This window comes from Pseudomonas fluorescens, assembly GCF_902498195.1.
GTDB lineage: Bacteria > Pseudomonadota > Gammaproteobacteria > Pseudomonadales > Pseudomonadaceae > Aquipseudomonas > Aquipseudomonas fluorescens_BU.
In genome coordinates this window covers 238,071-258,366 of sequence record NZ_CABVIY010000009.1, presented here as the reverse complement: position 1 = coordinate 258,366, position 20,296 = coordinate 238,071, and the positions used below count along the sequence as shown (strand labels likewise).

Sequence of the window (20,296 nt, the reverse complement as noted above, 5' to 3'; positions counted from 1 at the left end):
GTTCAGTCATGAACGGTTTCTCCGGTCTTTTTACTTTTGAACATATCCAGTGCCAGCATCACAGCGCCTACAGTGATCGCACTGTCGGCAAAGTTGAATGCCGGGAAGTACCAGCGGTTTTGCCAGTGCACCAGGATGAAATCGATCACATGGCCCAGGGCAATGCGGTCATACAGATTGCCCAGCGCGCCACCCAGCACCAGCGCCAGGGCGACGGCCAACCAGGTTTCGTTGCGCCCAAGGCGTTTGAGCCACACCACCAGCACACCACTGACCACCACTGCAATCAGGGCAAACAGCCAGCGCTGCCAGCCGGAGCTGTCAGCCAGGAAGCTGAACGCCGCGCCGGTGTTGTACGCCAGGGTCCAGCTGAAGTAATCGGGGATGATTACAATCTGCTGGTACATCTGGAGCTTGCCTTCGAAGTAGAACTTGCTGGCCTGGTCGATGACCAGGACCAGCAAACTCAACCAGAGCCAGCTCAGCCGTCCGAAACGGCCAACGGCATTAGGCATAGTGGCGAACCTCGCCGGCGCCGCTGATGTTGTCGACGCAGCGACCGCAGATCTCCGGATGCTCCGGGTTCACGCCGACGTCTTCACGGCAGTGCCAGCAACGGGCGCACTTGGCGTGGCTCGACTTGACCACCTTGAGCTTCAGGCCGGCGACTTCGGTCACCACCGAGTCCTCAGGTGCCTTGACCAAAGGCGCAACGCTGGCGGTGGAGGTGATCAGGACGAAGCGCAGCTCGTTGCTCAGCTTGGCCAGGTCGGCGCTCAGGGCCTCCTCGGCAAACAGCGTGACTTCGGCTTGCAGGTTGCCACCGACGGCCTTGGCCGCGCGCTGGATTTCCATTTCCTTGTTGACCGCCACCTTGACCGCCATGATCCGGTCCCAATATGCACGGTCCAGTTCGAAGCCTTCCGGCAATTCGGTCAGGCCTTCGTACCAGGTGTTGAGCATCACCGACTCGTTGCGCTCGCCCGGCAGGTATTGCCACAGTTCATCGGCGGTGAATGCCAGGATCGGCGCGATCCAGCGCACCAGCGCTTCAGAGATGTGGTACAGCGCGGTTTGCGCCGAACGGCGGGCCTTGCTGTTGGCGCCCGTGGTGTACTGGCGATCCTTGATGATGTCGAGGTAGAAACCGCCCAGCTCCTGCACGCAGAAGTTGTGGATCTTGGAGTAGACGTTCCAGAAACGGTATTCGCTGTAGTGCTCTTGCAACTCGCGTTGCAGCAGCAGGGTGCGATCGACCGCCCAACGATCCAGCGCGAGCATTTCTTCGGCGGGCAGCAGGTCGGTGGCCGGGTTGAAGCCGGTCAGGTTCGAGAGCAGGAAGCGCGCGGTGTTACGGATACGCCGGTAGGCGTCCGCACTGCGTTGCAGGATCTGCTCGGAAACCGCCATCTCGCCCGAGTAATCGGTAGACGCGACCCACAGACGCATGATGTCGGCGCCCAGGGTATCGTTGACCTTTTGCGGCGCAATCACGTTGCCCAGCGACTTGGACATCTTGCGACCGGACTCGTCGACGGTGAAACCGTGGGTCAGCAGCTCGCGGTACGGCGCGTGGTTGTCGATGGCGCAGCCGGTCAGCAGGGACGAGTGGAACCAGCCGCGGTGCTGGTCCGAACCTTCCAGGTACAGGTCGGCGCGTGGCCCGGTTTCGTGGCCCATCGGGTGCGAACCGCGCAAGACGTGCCAGTGCGTGGTGCCCGAGTCGAACCAGACGTCCAGGGTGTCGCTGATCTTGTCGTACTGCGGCGCTTCATCACCCAGCAGTTCGGCGGCGTCCAGCTTGAACCAGGCTTCGATGCCTTCGACTTCGACACGCTTGGCGACTTCTTCCATCAGCTCGACAGTGCGTGGGTGCAGCTCGCCGCTTTCCTTGTTCAGGAAGAACGGGATCGGCACGCCCCAGTTGCGCTGACGGGAGATGCACCAGTCCGGACGGTTGGCGATCATCGAATGCAGGCGCGCCTGGCCCCAGGCCGGGACGAACTTGGTGTCTTCGATGGCTTTGATCGAGCGCTGGCGCAGGGTGTCGCCCGTGGTCGGTTGCTTGTCCATGCCGATGAACCACTGCGCAGTGGCGCGGTAGATCAGTGGCGTCTTGTGGCGCCAGCAATGCATGTAGCTGTGTTCGATGATAGTGGTGTGCAGCAGCGCACCCACTTCGGTCAGCTTGTCGACGATGGCCGGGTTGGCCTTCCAGATGAACTGGCCGCCGAAAAATTCCAGCGAGGTCGCGTAAACGCCGTTGCTTTGTACCGGATTGAGAATGTCATCGTTGACCATGCCGTATTTCTTGCAGGTCACGAAGTCGTCCACACCATAGGCCGGTGCGGAGTGAACCACGCCGGTGCCGGCGCCCAGTTCGACGTAGTCAGCCAGGTAGACTGGCGACAGACGGTCGTAGAACGGGTGACGGAAGTTGATCAGCTCCAGGTCTTTACCGGTCGTGGTCGCGATGACCGAACCTTCCAGGTTGTAGCGGGCCAGGCATGGCTCGACCAGTTCTTCAGCCAAAACCAGCAGCTTGTCGCCAACATCGACCAGCGCGTAGTTGAATTCCGGGTGGACGTTCAGCGCCTGGTTGGCCGGGATGGTCCACGGGGTGGTGGTCCAGATCACGATCGAGGCAGGCTTGGCCAGCGATGGCAGACCGAACGCGGCCGCCAGCTTGGCCTCATCGGCAATCGGGAACGCCACGTCGATGGTCGAGGACTTCTTGTTCTCGTACTCGACTTCCGCTTCGGCCAGGGCCGAACCGCAATCAAAGCACCAGTTCACAGGCTTCAAGCCCTTGAACACGAAACCGCCCTTGACGATTTCAGCCAAGGCACGGATTTCACCGGCTTCGTTCTTGAAATCCATGGTCTTGTACGGGTTGGCGAAGTCGCCCAGCACGCCCAGACGGATGAATTCGGATTTCTGGCCTTCGATCTGCTCGGTGGCGTAGGCACGGCACAGTTCGCGGGTCTTGTCCGCGCCCAGGTTCTTGCCGTGGGTCACTTCGACTTTGTGCTCGATCGGCAGACCGTGGCAGTCCCAGCCCGGCACGTACGGCGCGTCGAAGCCCGACAGGGTCTTCGAACGGATGATCATGTCCTTGAGAATCTTGTTCAGCGCATGACCGATGTGAATCGTGCCGTTGGCATACGGAGGACCGTCGTGCAGAACGAACTTCGGACGATCCTTGCCAATCTCGCGCAACTTTCCGTACAGGCCAATACTGTCCCAGCGCTGCAGGATCTGCGGTTCGCGCTGTGGCAGGCCGGCCTTCATTGGGAAGGCGGTGTCCGGAAGGTTTAGCGTGGCTTTATAGTCGGTCATTTAAGGCTCTTCATTAGCGATGGGCGCTAGGTGCGGCTAGTGCACGGGCGGCGGCGACATCCGCGTTGATCGCCGTTTTCAACGCCTCCAGGGAGGCGAAACGCTGCTCTTCACGCAGCTTGTGGTGGAAAACCACCGTCAAACGCCGGTCGTACAGATCGCCGGCAAAATCTAAAAGATGGACTTCGAGGTGGGCTTTGCCGTCACCTTGAACCGTAGGCCGTACGCCGATATTGGCGACACCGGGCCAGGTCTTGCCGTCGATATCGACGTCGACCAGGTAAACCCCGGTAAACGGAACGCGACGGCGCTTGAGCTGAATATTGGCGGTGGGCGTACCCAACTGACGCGCCAGTTTCTGGCCGTGCAGTACACGCCCGGCAATGCGATACGGGCGACCGAGCAGGCGTTCGGCGAGGACAAAGTCAGCGGCGGCCAGCGCGTTACGCACCTGGGTGCTGCTGACCCGGATGCCGTCCAGCTCGACCGTCTGCGCCGCCTCGACGGTAAAACCCTGCATGACGCCGGCCTGTTGCAGGAAATCGAAATCCCCTACCCGGTCGCAGCCGAAACGGAAATCGTCACCGACTTCAAGGTGCTGCACACCGAGGCCATCGACCAGGATGGTATCGACGAATTCGCTGGCGCTGAGCTTGCTCAGGCGCTGATTGAACGCCAGGCACAGCACCCGGTCGACGCCTTCGGCGGCCAGCAGCTGCAGTTTGTCCCGCAGGCGGGCCAGACGCGCAGGTGCCGTGTCCGGAGCGAAGAATTCCCGTGGCTGCGGCTCGAAAATCACCACGCAGCTGGGCACGCCCAACTCGAGCGCACGCTCACGCAGGCGCGCCAGGATAGCCTGGTGGCCACGGTGTACACCGTCAAAGTTGCCAATAGTGGCGACGCAGCCCCGATGCTGGGGGCGCAGATTGTGGAGGCCTCGAACCAGCTGCATAACGCGCTTCTTGCTCATAAAGTGGTCGATTATAACCACACCCGGCGGCCGACGACAGGCAACACCGTAACCCAAAGTCATCGAGCCGACAAAAATGCCGGCCCGCCCCTGTTTACCGAGGTTTTATCCTCAGCCCAACGCTTTGCGGTTGAAGTCGCGCAAGCGGAAGCCCATCAACACTAACATGCCGAAATACGCCACCACACCCGCGACGACCAGGGCGCCCAGGCGCAGGAAACGCTCAAGCATCTGCCCTTCGCCCCAGGCCGGCATGAAATGCATCCCGGCCAGCAACACACCAGACATTACGATCACCGCGATCACCAGTTTCAAGCCGAACCTGGCCCAGCCCGGTTGCGGCTGGTACATCTGCTGCTTGCGCAGTTGGTAGAACAGCAGCCCGGCATTCAGACAGGCGCCGGCGCTGATGGCGAGCGCCAGGCCGGCGTGGGCCAGCGGGCCGATCAGCATCAGGTTGAACAGCTGCGTGACGATCAGGGTGAAAATCGCGATTTTTACCGGCGTGCGGATGTTTTGTTGCGCATAAAAGCCCGGCGCCAGCACTTTAATCACGATAATCCCGAGCAGGCCGACCGAATAGGCAATCAGCGCGCGCTGGGTCATGGCCGAATCATGCGCATCGAACTGACCGTATTGAAACAGTGAAACGGTCAGTGGCTCGGCCAGAATCCCGAGCGCCAGGGCGCAGGGCAATACCAGCACGAAGCACAGGCGCAGGCCCCAATCGAGGATGCGCGAATATTCCTGGCGATCCTTGCTGGCATAGGTCTTGGCCAGCGTTGGCAGCAGGATCGTCCCCAGGGCCACGCCCAGCACGCCGGATGGCAGCTCCATCAAGCGATCGGCGTAATACATCCAGGACACGGAACCGGCCACCAGGAACGAGGCAAAAATGGTGTTGATGATCAGCGAAATCTGACTCACCGACACACCCAGAATCGCCGGCAGCATCTGCTTCAGCACCCGCCAGACGCCACTGTCACGCAGATTCAGGCGCGGCAGCACCAGCATGCCGATCTTTTTCAGGTGAGGCAGCTGATACAGCAATTGCGCCAGGCCGCCCGCCAGGACCGCCCAGCCCAGCGCCATCACCGGCGGATCGAAATACGGCGTCAGGAACAGCGAGAATATGATCATGCTGACGTTGAGTAGCGTCGGCACAAAGGCCGGCACCGAGAACCGGTTCCAGGTATTGAGAATCGCACCGGCCAATGACGACAGGGAAATCAGCAGGATGTAGGGAAAGGTCACCCGCAACAGACTGGAGGTCAGCTCGAACTTTTCCGGGGTGTCGGCAAAACCCGGCGCCGTCACCCAGATGACCCATGGCGCGGCCAGCATGCCCAATGCCGTGACCAACGCCAGCACCAGCGTCAACAGGCCCGACACGTAGGCGATGAACGTGCGTGTCGCCTCATCGCCTTTCTGGCTTTTATATTCGGCAAGAATCGGCACGAACGCCTGGGAAAATGCCCCTTCGGCGAAGATGCGCCGCAACAGATTGGGCAGTTTGAAGGCGATGAAGAAGGCGTCGGTCGCCATTCCCGCGCCGAATGTGCGCGCAATGAGGGTGTCACGAACGAACCCCAGAACCCGGGAAAGCATCGTGATAGAGCTGACGGCGGCCAACGATTTGAGCAGATTCATTGAAGGAGTTTGTGCCTGTCGATAAACAGCAGGCGAACTATGCGCCTACTTATGCGATACTCCGCGCCGCAACAGCACAGAGCCAAAGCTCGCGAGTTTACAGGTCAAGCGCCGGAAATAAATATCCCGCCTCTTTAGATCGACCACTCAGCGGAACGCATCAACCGCCCTTGACAACACATCAACTCATCGGCATGATTCGCGGCCTATTTTGTTTGCTATTTCCTAAAAAGTCTTTCGAGGAGCTCGACGGTGGCCAACTCACCTTCCGCCAAAAAACGTGCAAAACAGGCTGAGAAGCGTCGCAGCCACAACGCCAGCCTGCGTTCCATGGTTCGTACCTACATCAAGAATGTAGTTAAGGCCATCGACGCAAAAGACGCTGCTAAAGCTCAAGCTGCTTACGTTCTGGCTGTGCCAGTTATCGACCGTATGGCCGATAAAGGCATCATCCACAAGAACAAGGCCGCTCGTCATAAGAGCCGCCTGAATGGCCACGTAAAGGCCCTGAACGTTGCCGCTGCTGCCTAAGCGACACGCTCATTAAAAAACCGACCTTAGGGTCGGTTTTTTATTGCCTGTGACTTAGTGAATTTGACGCGAAAAAAGTGGGAGCGGGCTTGCTCGCGAATGCGGTGTGTCATTCAGCAAAGATGTTGACTGACACACCGCATTCGCGAGCAAGCCCGCTCCCACATTTGGACCTGCGCTAGCTTATTGAGTGCTAGCCCACGGCAAGATCGGAATCGCCGTCACCGCATTCTGCGGGCTGCCCTCGATCAAGCGATCGCTGTAGACCAGATACACCAGCGTATTGCGCTTCTTGTCGAGAAAACGCACGACCTGCATGGTCTTGAACACCAGCGAAGTGCGCTCCTTGAACACCTCGTCGCCATCCTTCAGATCACCCCTGAACTTGATCGGCCCGACCTGGCGACAAGCGATGGAAGCCTCGGCACGATCCTCGGCCAATCCCAGGCCACCCTTCACGCCACCGGTCTTGGCGCGCGACAGGTAGCAGGTCACACCCTCCACCTTCGGATCGTCGAAGGCCTCGACGACAATCCGGTCGTTCGGGCCGACGAACTTGAACACCGTCGACACCTGGCCAATTTCCTCGGCCGACGCCAACAGCGGCATCGCCAGCAGCAGCCCCAGTAATCCTTTCGCCACACGCATTCAGGTATTCCTTCAGACCAGAATCAGGTTATCGCGATGAACCAGTTCCGGCTCCGCCATGTAACCCAGCAAACCGACAATCGCCTCAGACGACTGACCGATGATTTTTTGCGCCTCCAGTGCACTGTAGTTGGCCAGGCCACGAGCAATCTCCCGACCGTCCGGCGCCACGCAGACCACCATCTCGCCGCGACGGAAGCTGCCCTGCACCAGCTTGACGCCTACCGGCAACAAACTCTTGTTCCCTTGCGACAACGCCGTCACAGCGCCCGCATCCAGCACCAGCGTGCCACGGGTTTGCAGATGTCCGGCCAGCCACTGCTTGCGCGCCGCCAGCATGCCGCGCTCTGGCGAGAGCAAGGTGCCAATGCGTTCGCCCGCTTTCAGGCGATCCAGCACACGCTCAAGGCGCCCGCCGACGATGATTGTATGCGCCCCGGAACGCGCCGCCAGACGCGCCGCGCGCAACTTGGTCTGCATGCCACCGCGCCCCAGCGCACCCCCGGTACCGCCGGCCACCGCATCCAGCGCAGGATCATCGGCGCGCGCTTCGTAAATCAGCTGGGCATCGGGATTATTGCGTGGATCAGCATCGAACATGCCGTCGCGATCGGTCAGGATCACCAGCAAGTCCGCCTCGACCAGGTTGGCCACCAGCGCCGCCAGGGTGTCGTTGTCGCCGAAACGGATTTCGTCGGTGACCACGGTGTCGTTTTCGTTGATCACCGGAATGACCTTCAGCTCGACCAGCGCGCGCAAGGTGCTGCGGGCGTTCAGGTAGCGCTTGCGGTCGGACAGGTCATCGTGGGTCAGCAGAATCTGCGCCGTGTGCCGGCCATGCTCGGCAAAGCTCGATTCCCAGGCCTGCACCAACCCCATCTGGCCGATGGCCGCAGCAGCCTGGAGTTCGTGCATTGCACTGGGTCGCGAAGTCCAGCCCAAACGGCTCATGCCAGCCGCCACCGCCCCGGAGGACACCAGCACCAGCTCGACACCAGCCTCATGCAGGGCCACCATCTGCTCTACCCAGACACCCATTGCCGCGCGATCCAGGCCCTTGCCGTCCGCCGTCAGCAACGCGCTGCCGATTTTCACGACCCAACGCTGCGCACCTGTCACCTTGCTCCGCATCATCTTCAACCTTAGCTTGAGGACAGCGCGACCTGGCACTGCCCGTGACGTTATTCGTGACCAACCGATTTCCAGATACTAAAACGCCGCTCGATTGAGCGGCGCTTAAGTTTATCGCAACGAATCAGTCGCGCACGTAAATGATTTCCGGACCGTCTTCGTCATCCACATCTTCTTCGTCCCAATCATCGTCACCGATGTCATGAACCGACTTCACGCCGCTGCGACGCAGGGCACGCTGGTCATCCAGCGCCTGCAGCTGGGCACGGGCTTCGTCTTCGATACGCTGATCGAGATCGGCCAGTTCTTCCTTGTAGGCCGGGTCGTTAGCCAGGCGATCTGCACGATCTTCCAGGTAACGCATGATGTCGTGGCACAGACGCTCGGTGTTCTGCTTGGCAATGGCCGAGATCACGTAGACCGGACCGGTCCACTCCAGGCGATCAACGATTTCCTTGACGCGCGCATCATGCTCTTCATCAAGGATCTGGTCGCACTTGTTCAGGATCAACCAACGATCACGCTCCGCCAGGGACGGGCTGAACTTGGTCAGCTCGCTGACGATGACTTCTGCCGCGTCCGGCGCACTGGTGTCATCCAGCGGCGCCATGTCGACGAGATGCAACAGCAGGCGGGTACGCGACAAGTGCTTGAGGAAGCGAATCCCCAGGCCCGCGCCGTCCGAAGCACCTTCGATCAGCCCCGGGATGTCCGCCACCACGAAGCTTTTCCAGCGATCGACGCTGACCACGCCCAGGTTTGGCACCAGGGTGGTGAACGGGTAGTCGGCGACTTTCGGCTTGGCGGCCGACACCGAACGGATAAAGGTACTTTTGCCTGCGTTCGGCAAGCCCAGCAGACCGACGTCTGCCAGCACTTTCATTTCCAGCTTGAGGTCACGCTGCTCGCCTGGCTTGCCCGGCGTAGTCTGGCGTGGCGCACGGTTGGTACTGGATTTGAAACGGGTATTACCCAGACCGTGCCAGCCGCCATGGGCAACCAGCAACTTCTGGCCAGCCTTGGTCAGGTCGCCGATCACTTCCTGGGTAGCGGAGTCGATCACCGTAGTGCCGACCGGTACGCGCAACACCAGCTCTTCACCTTTCTTGCCGGTGCAGTCAGTGCTGCCGCCGTTGGAGCCACGCTCGGCATCGAAGTGCCGGGTGTAACGGTAGTCGACCAGGGTGTTGAGGTTTTCGTCGGCGATCATGTAGACCGAGCCGCCATCACCGCCATCACCACCGTTCGGACCACCGTTTTCGATGAATTTTTCGCGACGGAAACTCATGCAGCCGTTGCCGCCGTCGCCAGCCTTTACCCGAATCGATACTTCATCAACAAACTTCATAACAAAACGCCTCTCGCCATACGGACGAGCCGAAAAACACTAAGACATAAGACTCTTGCAAAAATGAGCGCAGCGACCTCAATCAACGACCGCGAAAACCAGCGCCGGCAGCCCATACAAACAGTTTTGCAAGAGACTCACCCCACAAACGAAAAAGCCCCGTCGCGAGACAGGGCTTTTCCAGCGATCACGCGATTAAGCCGCGATTACGCTCACGTAACGGCGGTTGAAAGCGCCTTTTACTTCAAACTTGATCACGCCTTCGATTTTCGCGAAGAGAGTGTGATCTTTACCCATGCCAACGCCGTAGCCAGCGTGGAATTGGGTGCCGCGCTGACGCACGATGATGTTGCCTGCTTTGATAGCCTGGCCGCCATACATCTTCACGCCAAGGCGTTTGGCTTCTGAGTCGCGACCGTTACGGGTACTACCACCAGCTTTTTTGTGTGCCATGAGTCAATTCTCCTAGTGAGGAATTAGGCTGAAATTAAGCCTGAATACCGGTGATTTTGATCTCGGTGTACCACTGGCGGTGGCCCATACGCTTCATGTGGTGCTTACGACGACGGAACTTGATGATGCGGACTTTATCGTGACGACCTTGGGAGATCACTTCAGCCACAACGGTAGCGCCGGCAACAACTGGAGCGCCGATGTTCACGTCGTCGCCATTGGCAACCAACAGAACGCGATCAAAGGTAACGGATTCGCCGGTAGCGACTTCCAGCTTTTCGATCTTCAGGTATTCACCTGGGGCGACCTTGTATTGCTTGCCGCCAGTAACGATTACTGCATAAGACATGGTATTTCTCCGATAATCCTGCTCACCCAGCTCTTTATAAGAAGAGGTATTGGCTGGCATGGCTGCATGGGGCTGGAAGGCCCGCTTGCAATTGCGTAAGGCAGGTGCTGCCCAGGAAGTTCAGGGTGCGCGATTGTACGCAAGGCACGAGCGCCTTGCAATAGGCCGTCCATCGCGCCTTGACAGGCCCGGACGTGGGTCCTAGCATGCCGCGCAACCCTTCTGGAGCGACTGTCGCTGATGCAACCCCAAGCTTTCTACCGCGCGGTGGCGGACGATTTTAGCGCCGTCGACGGCATCATCAAGAAGCAGCTGACGTCCCGAGTGCCGCTGGTATCGAAAATCGGCGACTACATCACCTCGGCTGGCGGCAAACGCCTTCGACCTTTATTAGTGTTGCTGTGTGGCAAAGCGCTGGGCCGCGAAGGCGATGACCTGCGCCTGCTGGCCGCCACCATCGAGTTCCTGCACACCGCGACCCTGCTGCATGACGACGTGGTCGACATGTCCGGCATGCGCCGTGGCCGCTCGACGGCAAACGCCATGTGGGGCAACGCGCCAAGCGTGCTGGTGGGTGATTTCCTGTATTCGCGCTCCTTCGAAATGATGGTCGAACTGGGATCCATGCCCGTCATGAAGATCCTCTCGCAAGCCACGCGCATCATCGCCGAAGGCGAGGTGTTGCAGCTGTCGAAGGTTCGTGACGCCAGCACCACCGAAGAAACCTACATGGAAGTCATCCGCGGCAAGACCGCGATGCTCTTCGAAGCCTCGACCCACAGTGCCGCGGCCCTGGCCGGTGCAACGCCCGAGCAGAGCGAAGCGCTGCGCACCTTTGGCGATCACCTGGGCGTGGCTTTCCAACTGGTCGACGACCTGCTGGACTACAAGGGCGACGCCGAGACCCTGGGCAAGAACGTCGGTGACGACCTGGCCGAAGGCAAGCCGACACTGCCGCTGATCTACACCATGCGCGAAGGTACGCCGGAACAGGCAGCCCTGGTGCGCAAGGCGATCCAGAAAGGCGGCATCGAAGACCTCGAAAGTATCCGTGAAGCCGTGGAAGCGTCCGGTTCACTGGATTACACCGCACGCCTGGCCCGCGATTACGTGGCCCGTGCGATCAAATGCCTCGACGCGCTGCCCGCCAGCGAATATCGCGATGCACTGGTCGAATTGAGCGAGTTTGCGGTCGCCCGTACACACTGATCACAACAGCACGATCAAAAGATCGCAGCCTGCGGCAGCTCCTACACTAACCCTGTAGGAGCTGCCGCAGGCTGCGATCTTTTGCTATCAGCACCCTCCCCCGATAAAACCCTATACAATGTGCGCTTTTTAGCGATCCTGAATTCAAGGAGCCTTAGTGAGCACGTTGCCACCCTGCCCGAAATGCAATTCCGAATACACCTATGAAGACGGCGCCCAGCTGATCTGCCCCGAGTGCGCCCACGAATGGTCCGCCAGCGGCGAAGCCGAAACCGTGTCCGATGACGCGGTGAAAAAGGATTCGGTCGGCAACGTCCTGCAGGACGGCGATACCATCACCGTGATCAAGGACCTCAAGGTCAAGGGCACGTCCCTGGTGGTCAAGGTCGGCACCAAGGTCAAGAACATCCGCCTGTGCGATGGCGATCATGACATCGACTGCAAGATCGACGGCATCGGCCCGATGAAGCTCAAATCCGAGTTTGTCAGGAAAGTCTGATTTCGCCGCTATTCCATCCCGCGCCACGCGTGGGATGGTGCCTCGCCCTCCCCGCCCCGCTCAACAAAACCAGCCGATAGCTAATCGCCAGCCGATTTGACCTTACGCAATCTTTACCCGGAAAAAACCTCGATCAGCCAATAGACCCTTGCTATTTGATGAATAAGAATTATTCTCATTGAATCCCAATCAATGGAGATGAGACATGACTTATTTGATCGATGCCTGGCTGGACCGCCCACACCCTTACCTGAGAATCCTGCATCGGGAAACCGGGGAAGTCTGTGCGGTACTTGAAGAGGAAGCCTTGAGCGAACTGCAGGATCAGGGCGACCTGGACCTCAATGGCTTGAGTTCAAGCGAACCGGTAGTGCTCAAGGAAGTGGTGAGGAATCTGTTCCTGTTCTGCTATGCCCGGGCATTGCGCCCGACCAGTGAGCTGCATCACAAGGTCGAAATATGAACCACCGTAAAAACGCTGGGAGCGGAACTGTTCACGAATGCAGTGTGTCAGGCAACTTGTTGGTCGACTGAAGCAACGCCTTCGCGAGCAAGCCCGCTCCCACATCAGCCCGAGTTGAATTCGGGCCAGGTATTACAGAACGTCGAGCAGCTCGACGTCGAACACCAGTACGCTGTGCGGCGGAATGCTGCCAACGCCTTGAGCGCCGTAAGCGAGTTCGCTCGGCACGTACAGGCGCCATTTGCTGCCGGCATTCATCAGTTGCAGGGCTTCGGTCCAGCCGGCGATCACGCCGCCAACCGGGAATTCCGCAGGCTGGCCGCGATCGTAGGAGCTGTCGAACACAGTGCCGTCGATCAGGGTGCCGTGGTAGTGAGTACGCACGGTATCTTCACGGGATGGCTTGGCGCCTTCACCGGCAGTCAGTACTTCGAACTGCAGGCCGGAAGCCAGGGTCGTGATGCCGTCACGCTTCGCGTTTTCAGCCAGGAAGGCCAGGCCTTCGCCAGCGGCCGCTTCAGCCTTGGCTGCAGCTTCGGCCTGCATGATTTCGCGGATCACCTTGAAGCTGGCGGACATTTCTTCCTGGCCGACACGGCTTGGCAGACCGGCGAATGCGTCGGTCAGACCGGCCAGGATCGCGTCCAGGCTGACGCCCGGTGGCGGGTTGTCGCGCAGTTGGTCGCCCAGCTGACGGCCGATACCGTAGCTGACGCGGGTTTCGTCGGTGGACAGATTTACTTCGGACATGACACTGCTCCGCTGTGCGGACGGCCCGGGAACTTGCCGTGCGTGCACAGCGCGTCCCGGAGCGCCCGGAACCAAAAGGGCCAGCAGACTAGCACAGATGCCATCGTGTTGATGAGGGCCGTCAGACCTGTCGTGTGGAACGCAGGTCGATCGGCACCTTCAGGCTTTCGTCAATGCCACCGAGCCCGCACATCTCGTCATGCACCAGGTGATGCACAAGGTTGAAGTTCAGCTTGGGAAAGGAGCGCAGGACATCACGGGCATGCTCCACCGAACGCAGGTGCATCATGTGACCGTGCGTATCGCTCAATGGAAAGGCCGCGCCATGCATCCGCGCCTCCAGCAGGTAGATCCCGCCTTCCAGCGAGATCAGATTCAGCTCGTCGACCTTCCCGGCGACAGCGTAGGCATTCAACTCTTGCAGGTTCATGAACGCACCTCGTGCAGTGGCGAGTCATACCGTTACAGGCATATGCCTCGTCGCATCAAAGTACAACCCACAAACCACACCGCCCGTCTGTTTCCCGCCAGGAGGACCCGCGGGGGGGATCAGTGCTTGGTGACTTTATCCAGGTAGCCCATGGCAAAGGCCGACACCACGAACGTCATGTGAATGATCACATACCACTGCAAATGCTCGGGATCGACGTTCTTGGCATCCATGAAGATGCGCAGCAAGTGGATAGAGGAAATCGCCACGATGGACGCCGCCACCTTCATCTTCAGGGAAGACGAATCCATGGTGCCCAGCCAGTTGAGCTTTTCCTTGCTGTCGTCGATGTCCAGCTGGGACACGAAGTTTTCGTATCCGGAAATCATCACCATCACCAGCAGACCGCCGACCAGCGCCATGTCGATCAACGACAGCAGCACCAGGATCAGGTCCGATTCGGCCATCGAAAACACATTGGGGATGACGTGGAAGACTTCCTGGAAGAATTTCAGCGCCAGGGCCAACAGCCCAAGGGACAAGCCGAAGTAGATGGGCGCCAGCAGCCAGCGGGAGGCGTACATTGCGTTTTCGATAAAGCGTTCCATTGAATCTCACACAGGGTCTGAAAATGGCCGCGAGTATAGCAGTCGACCGTTACAGCCATAAACCGTCGGTAAATCCGCCACCTGCGCGTGTATGTCAAAGTTTTTCTGCTAGTGTCCAAACCATTGACAGTTCAGTGATATCGGACAGGAAGACGGGAAATGGACGTGCGCTTGCCTTTAACCAGTGCAGGAATCTGCCTGGCGCTGCTGCTGAACGGCTGTTCGCCCAGCGAAGAGAAGCGCGAGGTCAGCCTTGAGGAAAAGACAGCGCTGTTCGAAAAATCCCTGGATGCCATTGCCGACCCGAAACTCAAGGATGCCGTGGCCGAACTCGGCGGCTCGCTGTTGTTGCTCGAACGGGCGCAACTCAAGCTCGACAGCAAACCGGTGGTGACCGAATACGCAGAAGATGTCCTCGCCGTCCTCAAGCATTACCCCACACCGCAGGCGCTGGTCGACACCTACATCAACGGGCTGTTCATCCTGCATAAGGACTCCAGCTCCGATTACCTGACCGACCTGCAACCGGTGTTTCCTTTCAACTTCAGCACACCGGCCGCGTTTCTTTTTCCCCATGGCCTGGAATGGCAATCGGTCACGCTGAGCAACAAACGCGTCATTGCCTTCCAGCCGGAATGGTCGGAAACCGATCCCGGCATCCAGCTGAGCCCCTCAAGCTCCAACCTGACCAACCCCGATGACCTGACCGTGACTTACCCCTTCATCGAAGGCCTCGATGTCGACATCAAAAACCAGCCGCAACCGGTCAGCCTGCAAGGCAAGGTGGAAGTCATTGCGCCGCGCCGGCTCTACAGTGTCGATTTGACGAAGAAGGATGTTGGCCACACGCGTACCCATGACAACCTCAGCGTCACTTTGCTGAAACTGGCCGAAAACTACGCGGAAATCGAATTCAACAACAATGCGCCGCAGGCCCCCGAAGTCGGGGAAGCACCGCTGAACCCACTCATCGTCCAGGCCAGGGACGCCACCGGGCAATTCCTCTCGCGCTCCGGCTCGATCAACGAAACCACCGCGCAAATCACTTTCTATCAGCGACAATTGGCGAAAATGCAGCAACAGAAGGTCTGGAGCGAGGCGTTCGAACAGCAGCTTGATCAAGAACAGCGCACCTTCGAGAAACAGCAAACGCACCGCTACTCCAAGGTGTACTTCAACGGACCGATCGAGAGTCTCGAAGTCAGCCTGCTGGATTTTTCAGCGGTCACGGTGACCCGCAAGGACCTGAACCTGCCGGTTCGTCGCTTCGACCGCCGCACCACGCAGAAGGCTATCCAGCCCCTGAACCTGCCGGTGCTGGTCTATGACGACCAGGCGCCGAACTGGCTCAAGGGCGCGACGCTGACCGAGGAACAACTGAAAAAGGGTATCAGTATCAGCCAATCGGTGGAGGACCCGAGCGCGGCGCGCATCGAGTTCAATCACCTCAGAAGCTTCAATGATGAACTGCTCGGCACTTCCTTCAACCCCGGTGAAAATCCGGTGAGTTTCTTCACCGAGAACAGCAACGGCCAACGCGATGAGCCGATCGAACTGCCCCCGCAGGCCTATGAGGTCGATCCCCTGCGCGGCACCATCACTTACGACTTGAACCTGTTCCCGCAAACACCGGCTTATGTGGTGGGTTCCATGCCGCTGTTCCTGGCCACGATCGAGAAAAAGACCCTCGATGCCCGCCAGCTGCCCAAGGGGCTTGAGCTCAAGGGCAATGCACTGATCGTCGATCAGAAAGTCTTTGCGGATCAGGACTGGCGTTTTTTCGCCAAGGACGACAGCGGTAACTACCTCAAGGAAATCCTGGCGGTCAATCATGACGCGAGCCCGGAAGGCCCGGCGCTGTTTGCCGTGCATTACTTCTATGGGCAACCCACGCGCCTGGAAAGCTATCAGCGCACTGACCTCGCCACCGTGCAATATGGTTACGAGGTCAAACTCGATCGGGCTGACACATCCAGGCTGGCCCAATAACGCGGGTCAATGTTCGGGCCGGAACTCGAAACCGCCCACATTGCGGCAGCGGCCTCCATTGATTTCCCGCAGCTGGGCTTGCAGGTGCAGGCACCAGATCTGCGGATCATCGGCCAATTCGTAGCCGTGCAGGGTCAGGCTTTCAACGATGGTATCGAGGATGGATTCAGCCACGAATGGGCCATGGAACGGGCCCTGGGCCTTGATGGCTGAAGGTTGCTCGCCAGCCATGCCGGCGGCGAACAGTAAGGTCCACATGCCCGTATCGCCAGCCAACGGCTTGATGGCGCATTCGATACGAGTGACAAGACCCAGGCATTGACGGGTGAGGCAGAGGTTGCGCGACATGGCGGCGACCCTCGGTAGATCCGGTATTCAGCCTCCAGGCGAAGGCTGTCTCGATCCAGTGATTTCTGTCCCTATCCTTGAGCAGATAATAGAAGAAAAGTCTGACCAGTACGTCAGGTGAGACCAGAAGGCGCCGAATGGTCATTGTGTGAAGTTTGACGTCAGAGTAGTGGCACTTTTGCTGCCAAAAACTGAAACAAATGTGGGAGCGGGCTTGCTCGCGAAAACGTCACGTCAGCCCCTACATCAGTGGCTGTCAGATCGCTTTCGCGAGCAAACCCGCTCCCACAATGGACCGCAGTGCTCCTGTTGATGTCAGGCCGGCTTGGCCTCCACCAACGCCTCGACCGCCATCTCTTTCTCGGCTTCCTTGAGGTCCTCTTCGCTGATCATTTCCGCGATAACCCGCAAGCGTTCCACCACCCGCGCATTGACGCTGCCTTCGGGAAACTCGCCATTCTCATCCGGCGCGCCGGCTGGCTCACCAACCAGCAGGCTCAGCGCTTCGTCGGCCTGGCGTACCGCGTAGACATGGAACTGCCCCGCGCGCACCGCCGCCAGCACTTTCTCGTCGAGCATCAGCGTGGCCACGTTGGCCTGCGGAATGATCGCACCCTGCTCGCCCGTCAGGCCGCGGGCTTCGCAGAGGCGGAAGAACCCTTCGATCTTCTCGTTGACCCCACCCACTGCCTGCACTTCACCGAACTGGTTGATCGAACCGGTGATGGCGAAACACTGCTTGAGCGGGGTTTTCGACAAGGCCGAAATCAAGGTGCACGCTTCGCCCAGGGACGCACTGTCGCCATCCACATAACCGTAGGACTGCTCCAGGGCGATACTCGCCGAGATCGCCAACGGGAATTCCTGGGCGTAACGGCTGCCCAGGTACCCGGTGAGAATCATCACGCCCTTGGAGTGGATCGGTTGACCGAGGTTGACCTCGCGCTCGATGTCGACAATGCCGCTGCCACCCGGGTACACCGTGGCGGAAATCCGCGCCGGCACACCGAAGGCCGAATCGCCGACTTCCAGCACCGTCAAACCATTGCACTTGCCGACCGCGGCGCCGTCGGTGTCGATCAGGATGATCCCCGCCAGCATGTCATCGAGAATCCGCGCCGAGACGCGCCCGGTTCGGGTGGCCTTGGCCTTGAGCGCACGCTCGATGTGGCCGGCGTCGGTCATTTCGTCAGACGCCAGGTGACGAATGAAATCCGCCTCGCTGACCAGCTGGAACAGATCGCCGATACGGGCGGACAAACGCCCCTGATGCTCGGCCAGACGCGCACTGTAGGTCGCCAGGCGCGCCACCGCATCGGCCGTCAGCGGCGCCATGCCCTCCTCGGACGTACGGGTTTTGAGCAATTGGGCGAACTGTTCCAGGCTCTCGTCGACCATCGGGATGTCTTCATCGAAATCCACCAGGACGCGGAACATCTCCTGGAAGTCCGGATCGAGGTCCTGCAACGTGTAGTACAGCGAACGGGCGCCGATGATGACGACTTTGACCTGTAGCGGAATGTGCTGCGGCGTCAGGGTGACGGTGGCAAAACGGCCCATCTCGCCCAGTGGCGATTCCATTTTCAGCTTGCGCGACTGCAGGGCGCGTTTCAGCGCGTCCCACACGAACGGCTCGCTGAGCATTTTGTCCGCTTCCAGGATCAGGAAACCACCGTTGGCCCGGTGCAATGCACCCGGACGCAGCTGGCGATAGGTGGTGTACAGCGCTCCCTGATCGGTGCTGTATTCGATGCGTCCGAACAGGTTTTCGTAGGTCGGGTGCGGCTCGAACACCACGGGCGCGCCGCCACTGGCCGAATGACCGACCACCAGGCTCGGCGCGTATTGTTCTTCCAGCAGTTTGCGGGCAACGGCGTCGGTCTTGCTGTCATCGACCAATTGCTCGACCACGGTTTTGAGCAGGTACACCTGCATGGCTTGCAGGTAACCGCAGACCGCCGCGTTCTCGGCGTATTTCTCCGACAACGGCGACAGCAAAGGCTGCAAGGCCAAGGTGATGGTTTCTTCGTTGAGGTGGCGCAGCTGATTGCTCGACTCGCGTTTCCATTGCGGCAGGCTGGCGAGTTCTTCGTTCAGGCGCTCCTCGAGGTTGGAAATATCCTCGTGGAAGCGCTCGCGATCAGCTTCCGGCAACTGGGCGAATTCCGCCTCGTCCAGCGCCTTGCCTTCGAGCATCGGGGTGAACGCGATATTGCTGGCGTCGCGATAGAGCGCGACGTCTTTCTCCAGGGCCAGGCGCTCGATGATGTCCAGTGCCTTGTCGTAGCGCTGATTGAACGCACGGTCGATGGCGCTTTTTTTCTGCTGGTAGGACGGGTGTTCGAACACCGCCGGAAAGGTTGCCAGCAGGTTGTCGATCAAGCCGTTGATGTCGCCGATGAACGCGCCAGCGGTGCCCGACGGCAATTCCAGTGCGCGCGGCTCGCGCGGCTCATCGAAATTATTGACGTAGACCCAGTCCGCCGGGGTCTGCAGGCGCTTGCCTTCGGCCTTCAGGTAGCGTTTGACGAACGAAAACCGGCCGGTGCCGGGCTCGCCCATGACGAATACGTTATAACCGGGGCGTGGCATGGCCACGCCGAACTGCAAGGCTTCAACCGCGCGTTCCTGGCCAAGCACACCGCGAAAGGGCTCCAGATCATTGGTGGTAGAGAAGCTGAACTGTTCAGCGGAAAACGGACGGGTCAGCGCTTCGGGCGCTAGACGCAAGCTGGCAGCAACAGGATCAGGCATCGGGCTTCCTTAACAATCAGGCGGGGCAGATAGCGGCATTCTGGCGCCGCCCATGCCTGACTGGCAAGGAGCGCCTCAAGCCAAAGCATAGACAAGTCGAAACCCCGGCGCAGAGCCGCGCCAAATCGCTGTTTTGAGCGAATATTTAGCAAAAAATCACGGAACCCCGTGATCGTGCCTAAACTCCAAACTGCGCGACTGGATTAATAACCGGTCCAAACTGACGAGATAGGCGTCAGAACCCTTGTCCATTGGTACGCACATAAAGAGAACAAAGCTATGAAACGGATTCTTCTTGGTACTCTCTTCACCGCTGTATCCATCAACGCCATGGCTCAGGCGCCAGGCGGTCCGGATTGCGGTTGGGGCAACATGCTGTTCGAAGGTCAGCGTGGTACTCCGGCTCACTTCCTGGCATCCACCACCAACGGCACTTCCGGTAACGCAACCTTCGGTATGACCTCCGGTACCAACGGTTGCTCGACCAACGCGTCGCTGACCTATGGCGGCAAATCCTGGTTTGCCATGAATGGCATGATGAACGAGCTGTCCGAAGACATGGCCAAAGGTCAGGGCGAAGCGCTGACGACCTACGCCGTGGTACTGGGCGTGGCGCCGGAAGACCGTGCGCACTTCGCCGCCGTCACTCACGAGCACTTCCAGCAGATCTTCAGCAAGGCTGACGTGACCGCGGAAGATGTGCATACCAACACCCTGGCCGTTCTGAAGAACGATCCTCGTCTGGCCAAGTACGCCACTCAGGCATAAGCTCGACCCGCCCGTTTCTCTTTGAGGAGCGGGCTTTATTTTTTGGACCTGCCCTCGTC

The 20,296-nt window shown here is 59.5% G+C and carries 20 protein-coding genes; 6 read left to right on the top strand and 14 right to left on the bottom strand.

The features are described from left to right. Positions 1-2: 2 nt before the first annotated feature. The 4 genes from lspA to murJ all read right to left on the bottom strand — a co-directional run bounded on the left by lspA (position 3) and on the right by murJ (position 5,959). Positions 3-515: a signal peptidase II gene (gene lspA / locus F8N66_RS29285; RefSeq protein WP_150773399.1), complete on the bottom strand. Its 513-nt coding sequence runs from the start codon at positions 513-515 to the stop codon at positions 3-5. Further along, positions 508-3,339 carry an isoleucine--tRNA ligase gene (ileS, locus tag F8N66_RS29280; RefSeq protein ID WP_150773398.1) on the bottom strand — a complete coding sequence of 944 codons (2,832 nt, stop codon included), beginning with the start codon at positions 3,337-3,339 and terminating at the stop codon, positions 508-510. The genes lspA and ileS overlap by 8 nt, the downstream gene beginning before the upstream one ends. A gap of 13 nt (positions 3,340-3,352) precedes the next feature. Beyond that, positions 3,353-4,291, bottom strand: a complete 939-nt coding sequence (gene ribF, locus F8N66_RS29275) for a bifunctional riboflavin kinase/FAD synthetase (protein ID WP_191623065.1) — start codon at positions 4,289-4,291, stop codon at positions 3,353-3,355. 129 nt (positions 4,292-4,420) lie between these two features. Continuing rightward, the gene (gene murJ / locus F8N66_RS29270) at positions 4,421-5,959 is read right to left on the bottom strand and encodes a murein biosynthesis integral membrane protein MurJ (protein ID WP_150773396.1); all 1,539 of its coding nucleotides are present in this window, start codon (positions 5,957-5,959) and stop codon (positions 4,421-4,423) included. 252 nt (positions 5,960-6,211) lie between these two features. On the opposite strand from murJ, the gene rpsT reads away from it, so the two are divergent. Next, positions 6,212-6,490, top strand: coding sequence for a 30S ribosomal protein S20 (gene rpsT, locus F8N66_RS29260; protein ID WP_007970922.1), 279 nt, complete (start codon positions 6,212-6,214; stop codon positions 6,488-6,490). A 183-nt stretch (positions 6,491-6,673) separates the two neighbouring features. Here the strand turns inward: rpsT and F8N66_RS29255 are convergent, their stop codons facing one another. The 5 genes from F8N66_RS29255 to rplU form a co-directional block, all read right to left on the bottom strand. Next, positions 6,674-7,138 carry a CreA family protein gene (locus tag F8N66_RS29255; RefSeq protein WP_150773395.1) on the bottom strand — a complete coding sequence of 155 codons (465 nt, stop codon included), beginning with the start codon at positions 7,136-7,138 and terminating at the stop codon, positions 6,674-6,676. A 12-nt stretch (positions 7,139-7,150) separates the two neighbouring features. Further along, positions 7,151-8,269 carry a glutamate 5-kinase gene (gene proB / locus F8N66_RS29250; RefSeq protein WP_033047437.1) on the bottom strand — a complete coding sequence of 373 codons (1,119 nt, stop codon included), beginning with the start codon at positions 8,267-8,269 and terminating at the stop codon, positions 7,151-7,153. Between the two features lie 124 nt (positions 8,270-8,393). Further along, on the bottom strand, positions 8,394-9,617 hold the full coding sequence (gene cgtA / locus F8N66_RS29245; RefSeq protein WP_150773394.1) for an Obg family GTPase CgtA: 1,224 nt from the start codon (positions 9,615-9,617) through the stop codon (positions 8,394-8,396). A gap of 195 nt (positions 9,618-9,812) precedes the next feature. After that, positions 9,813-10,070 carry a 50S ribosomal protein L27 gene (gene rpmA / locus F8N66_RS29240; RefSeq protein ID WP_150773393.1) on the bottom strand — a complete coding sequence of 86 codons (258 nt, stop codon included), beginning with the start codon at positions 10,068-10,070 and terminating at the stop codon, positions 9,813-9,815. 34 nt (positions 10,071-10,104) lie between these two features. Next, entirely contained in the window at positions 10,105-10,419 is a 315-nt protein-coding gene (rplU, locus tag F8N66_RS29235; RefSeq protein ID WP_007950961.1) for a 50S ribosomal protein L21, read from the bottom strand. A 240-nt stretch (positions 10,420-10,659) separates the two neighbouring features. Between rplU and F8N66_RS29230 the strand changes: the two genes are divergently transcribed. From F8N66_RS29230 to F8N66_RS29220, 3 genes are all read left to right on the top strand, one after another. Then, positions 10,660-11,628, top strand: a complete 969-nt coding sequence (locus F8N66_RS29230; protein ID WP_150773392.1) for a polyprenyl synthetase family protein — start codon at positions 10,660-10,662, stop codon at positions 11,626-11,628. A 157-nt stretch (positions 11,629-11,785) separates the two neighbouring features. Further along, on the top strand, positions 11,786-12,127 hold the full coding sequence (locus tag F8N66_RS29225; protein ID WP_150773391.1) for a zinc ribbon domain-containing protein YjdM: 342 nt from the start codon (positions 11,786-11,788) through the stop codon (positions 12,125-12,127). A 205-nt stretch (positions 12,128-12,332) separates the two neighbouring features. Next, positions 12,333-12,590, top strand: a complete 258-nt coding sequence (locus F8N66_RS29220) for a hypothetical protein (RefSeq protein WP_150773390.1) — start codon at positions 12,333-12,335, stop codon at positions 12,588-12,590. 132 nt (positions 12,591-12,722) lie between these two features. On the opposite strand, the gene F8N66_RS29215 is transcribed toward F8N66_RS29220, so the two are convergent. The 3 genes from F8N66_RS29215 to F8N66_RS29205 all read right to left on the bottom strand — a co-directional run bounded on the left by F8N66_RS29215 (position 12,723) and on the right by F8N66_RS29205 (position 14,378). Next, a complete protein-coding gene (locus tag F8N66_RS29215) occupies positions 12,723-13,340 on the bottom strand; it encodes an FKBP-type peptidyl-prolyl cis-trans isomerase (RefSeq protein ID WP_053162553.1) in 618 nt (205 codons plus the stop codon). A gap of 121 nt (positions 13,341-13,461) precedes the next feature. After that, positions 13,462-13,770: a DUF6482 family protein gene (locus F8N66_RS29210; protein ID WP_150773389.1), complete on the bottom strand. Its 309-nt coding sequence runs from the start codon at positions 13,768-13,770 to the stop codon at positions 13,462-13,464. Positions 13,771-13,889: 119 nt separating this feature from the next. Next, entirely contained in the window at positions 13,890-14,378 is a 489-nt protein-coding gene (locus F8N66_RS29205) for a TIGR00645 family protein (protein WP_007970904.1), read from the bottom strand. A gap of 159 nt (positions 14,379-14,537) precedes the next feature. On the opposite strand from F8N66_RS29205, the gene F8N66_RS29200 reads away from it, so the two are divergent. After that, positions 14,538-16,367 carry a hypothetical protein gene (locus F8N66_RS29200; RefSeq protein ID WP_150773388.1) on the top strand — a complete coding sequence of 610 codons (1,830 nt, stop codon included), beginning with the start codon at positions 14,538-14,540 and terminating at the stop codon, positions 16,365-16,367. A 6-nt stretch (positions 16,368-16,373) separates the two neighbouring features. Here the strand turns inward: F8N66_RS29200 and F8N66_RS29195 are convergent, their stop codons facing one another. Together F8N66_RS29195 and F8N66_RS29190 are read right to left on the bottom strand one after the other, a co-directional pair. After that, a complete protein-coding gene (locus F8N66_RS29195) occupies positions 16,374-16,715 on the bottom strand; it encodes a hypothetical protein (protein ID WP_046815727.1) in 342 nt (113 codons plus the stop codon). A gap of 315 nt (positions 16,716-17,030) precedes the next feature. Beyond that, positions 17,031-19,469: a Lon protease family protein gene (locus tag F8N66_RS29190; protein ID WP_150773387.1), complete on the bottom strand. Its 2,439-nt coding sequence runs from the start codon at positions 19,467-19,469 to the stop codon at positions 17,031-17,033. 279 nt (positions 19,470-19,748) lie between these two features. On the opposite strand from F8N66_RS29190, the gene F8N66_RS29185 reads away from it, so the two are divergent. Further along, positions 19,749-20,237, top strand: coding sequence for a DUF3015 domain-containing protein (locus tag F8N66_RS29185; RefSeq protein ID WP_008058249.1), 489 nt, complete (start codon positions 19,749-19,751; stop codon positions 20,235-20,237). Positions 20,238-20,296: the final 59 nt, after the last annotated feature.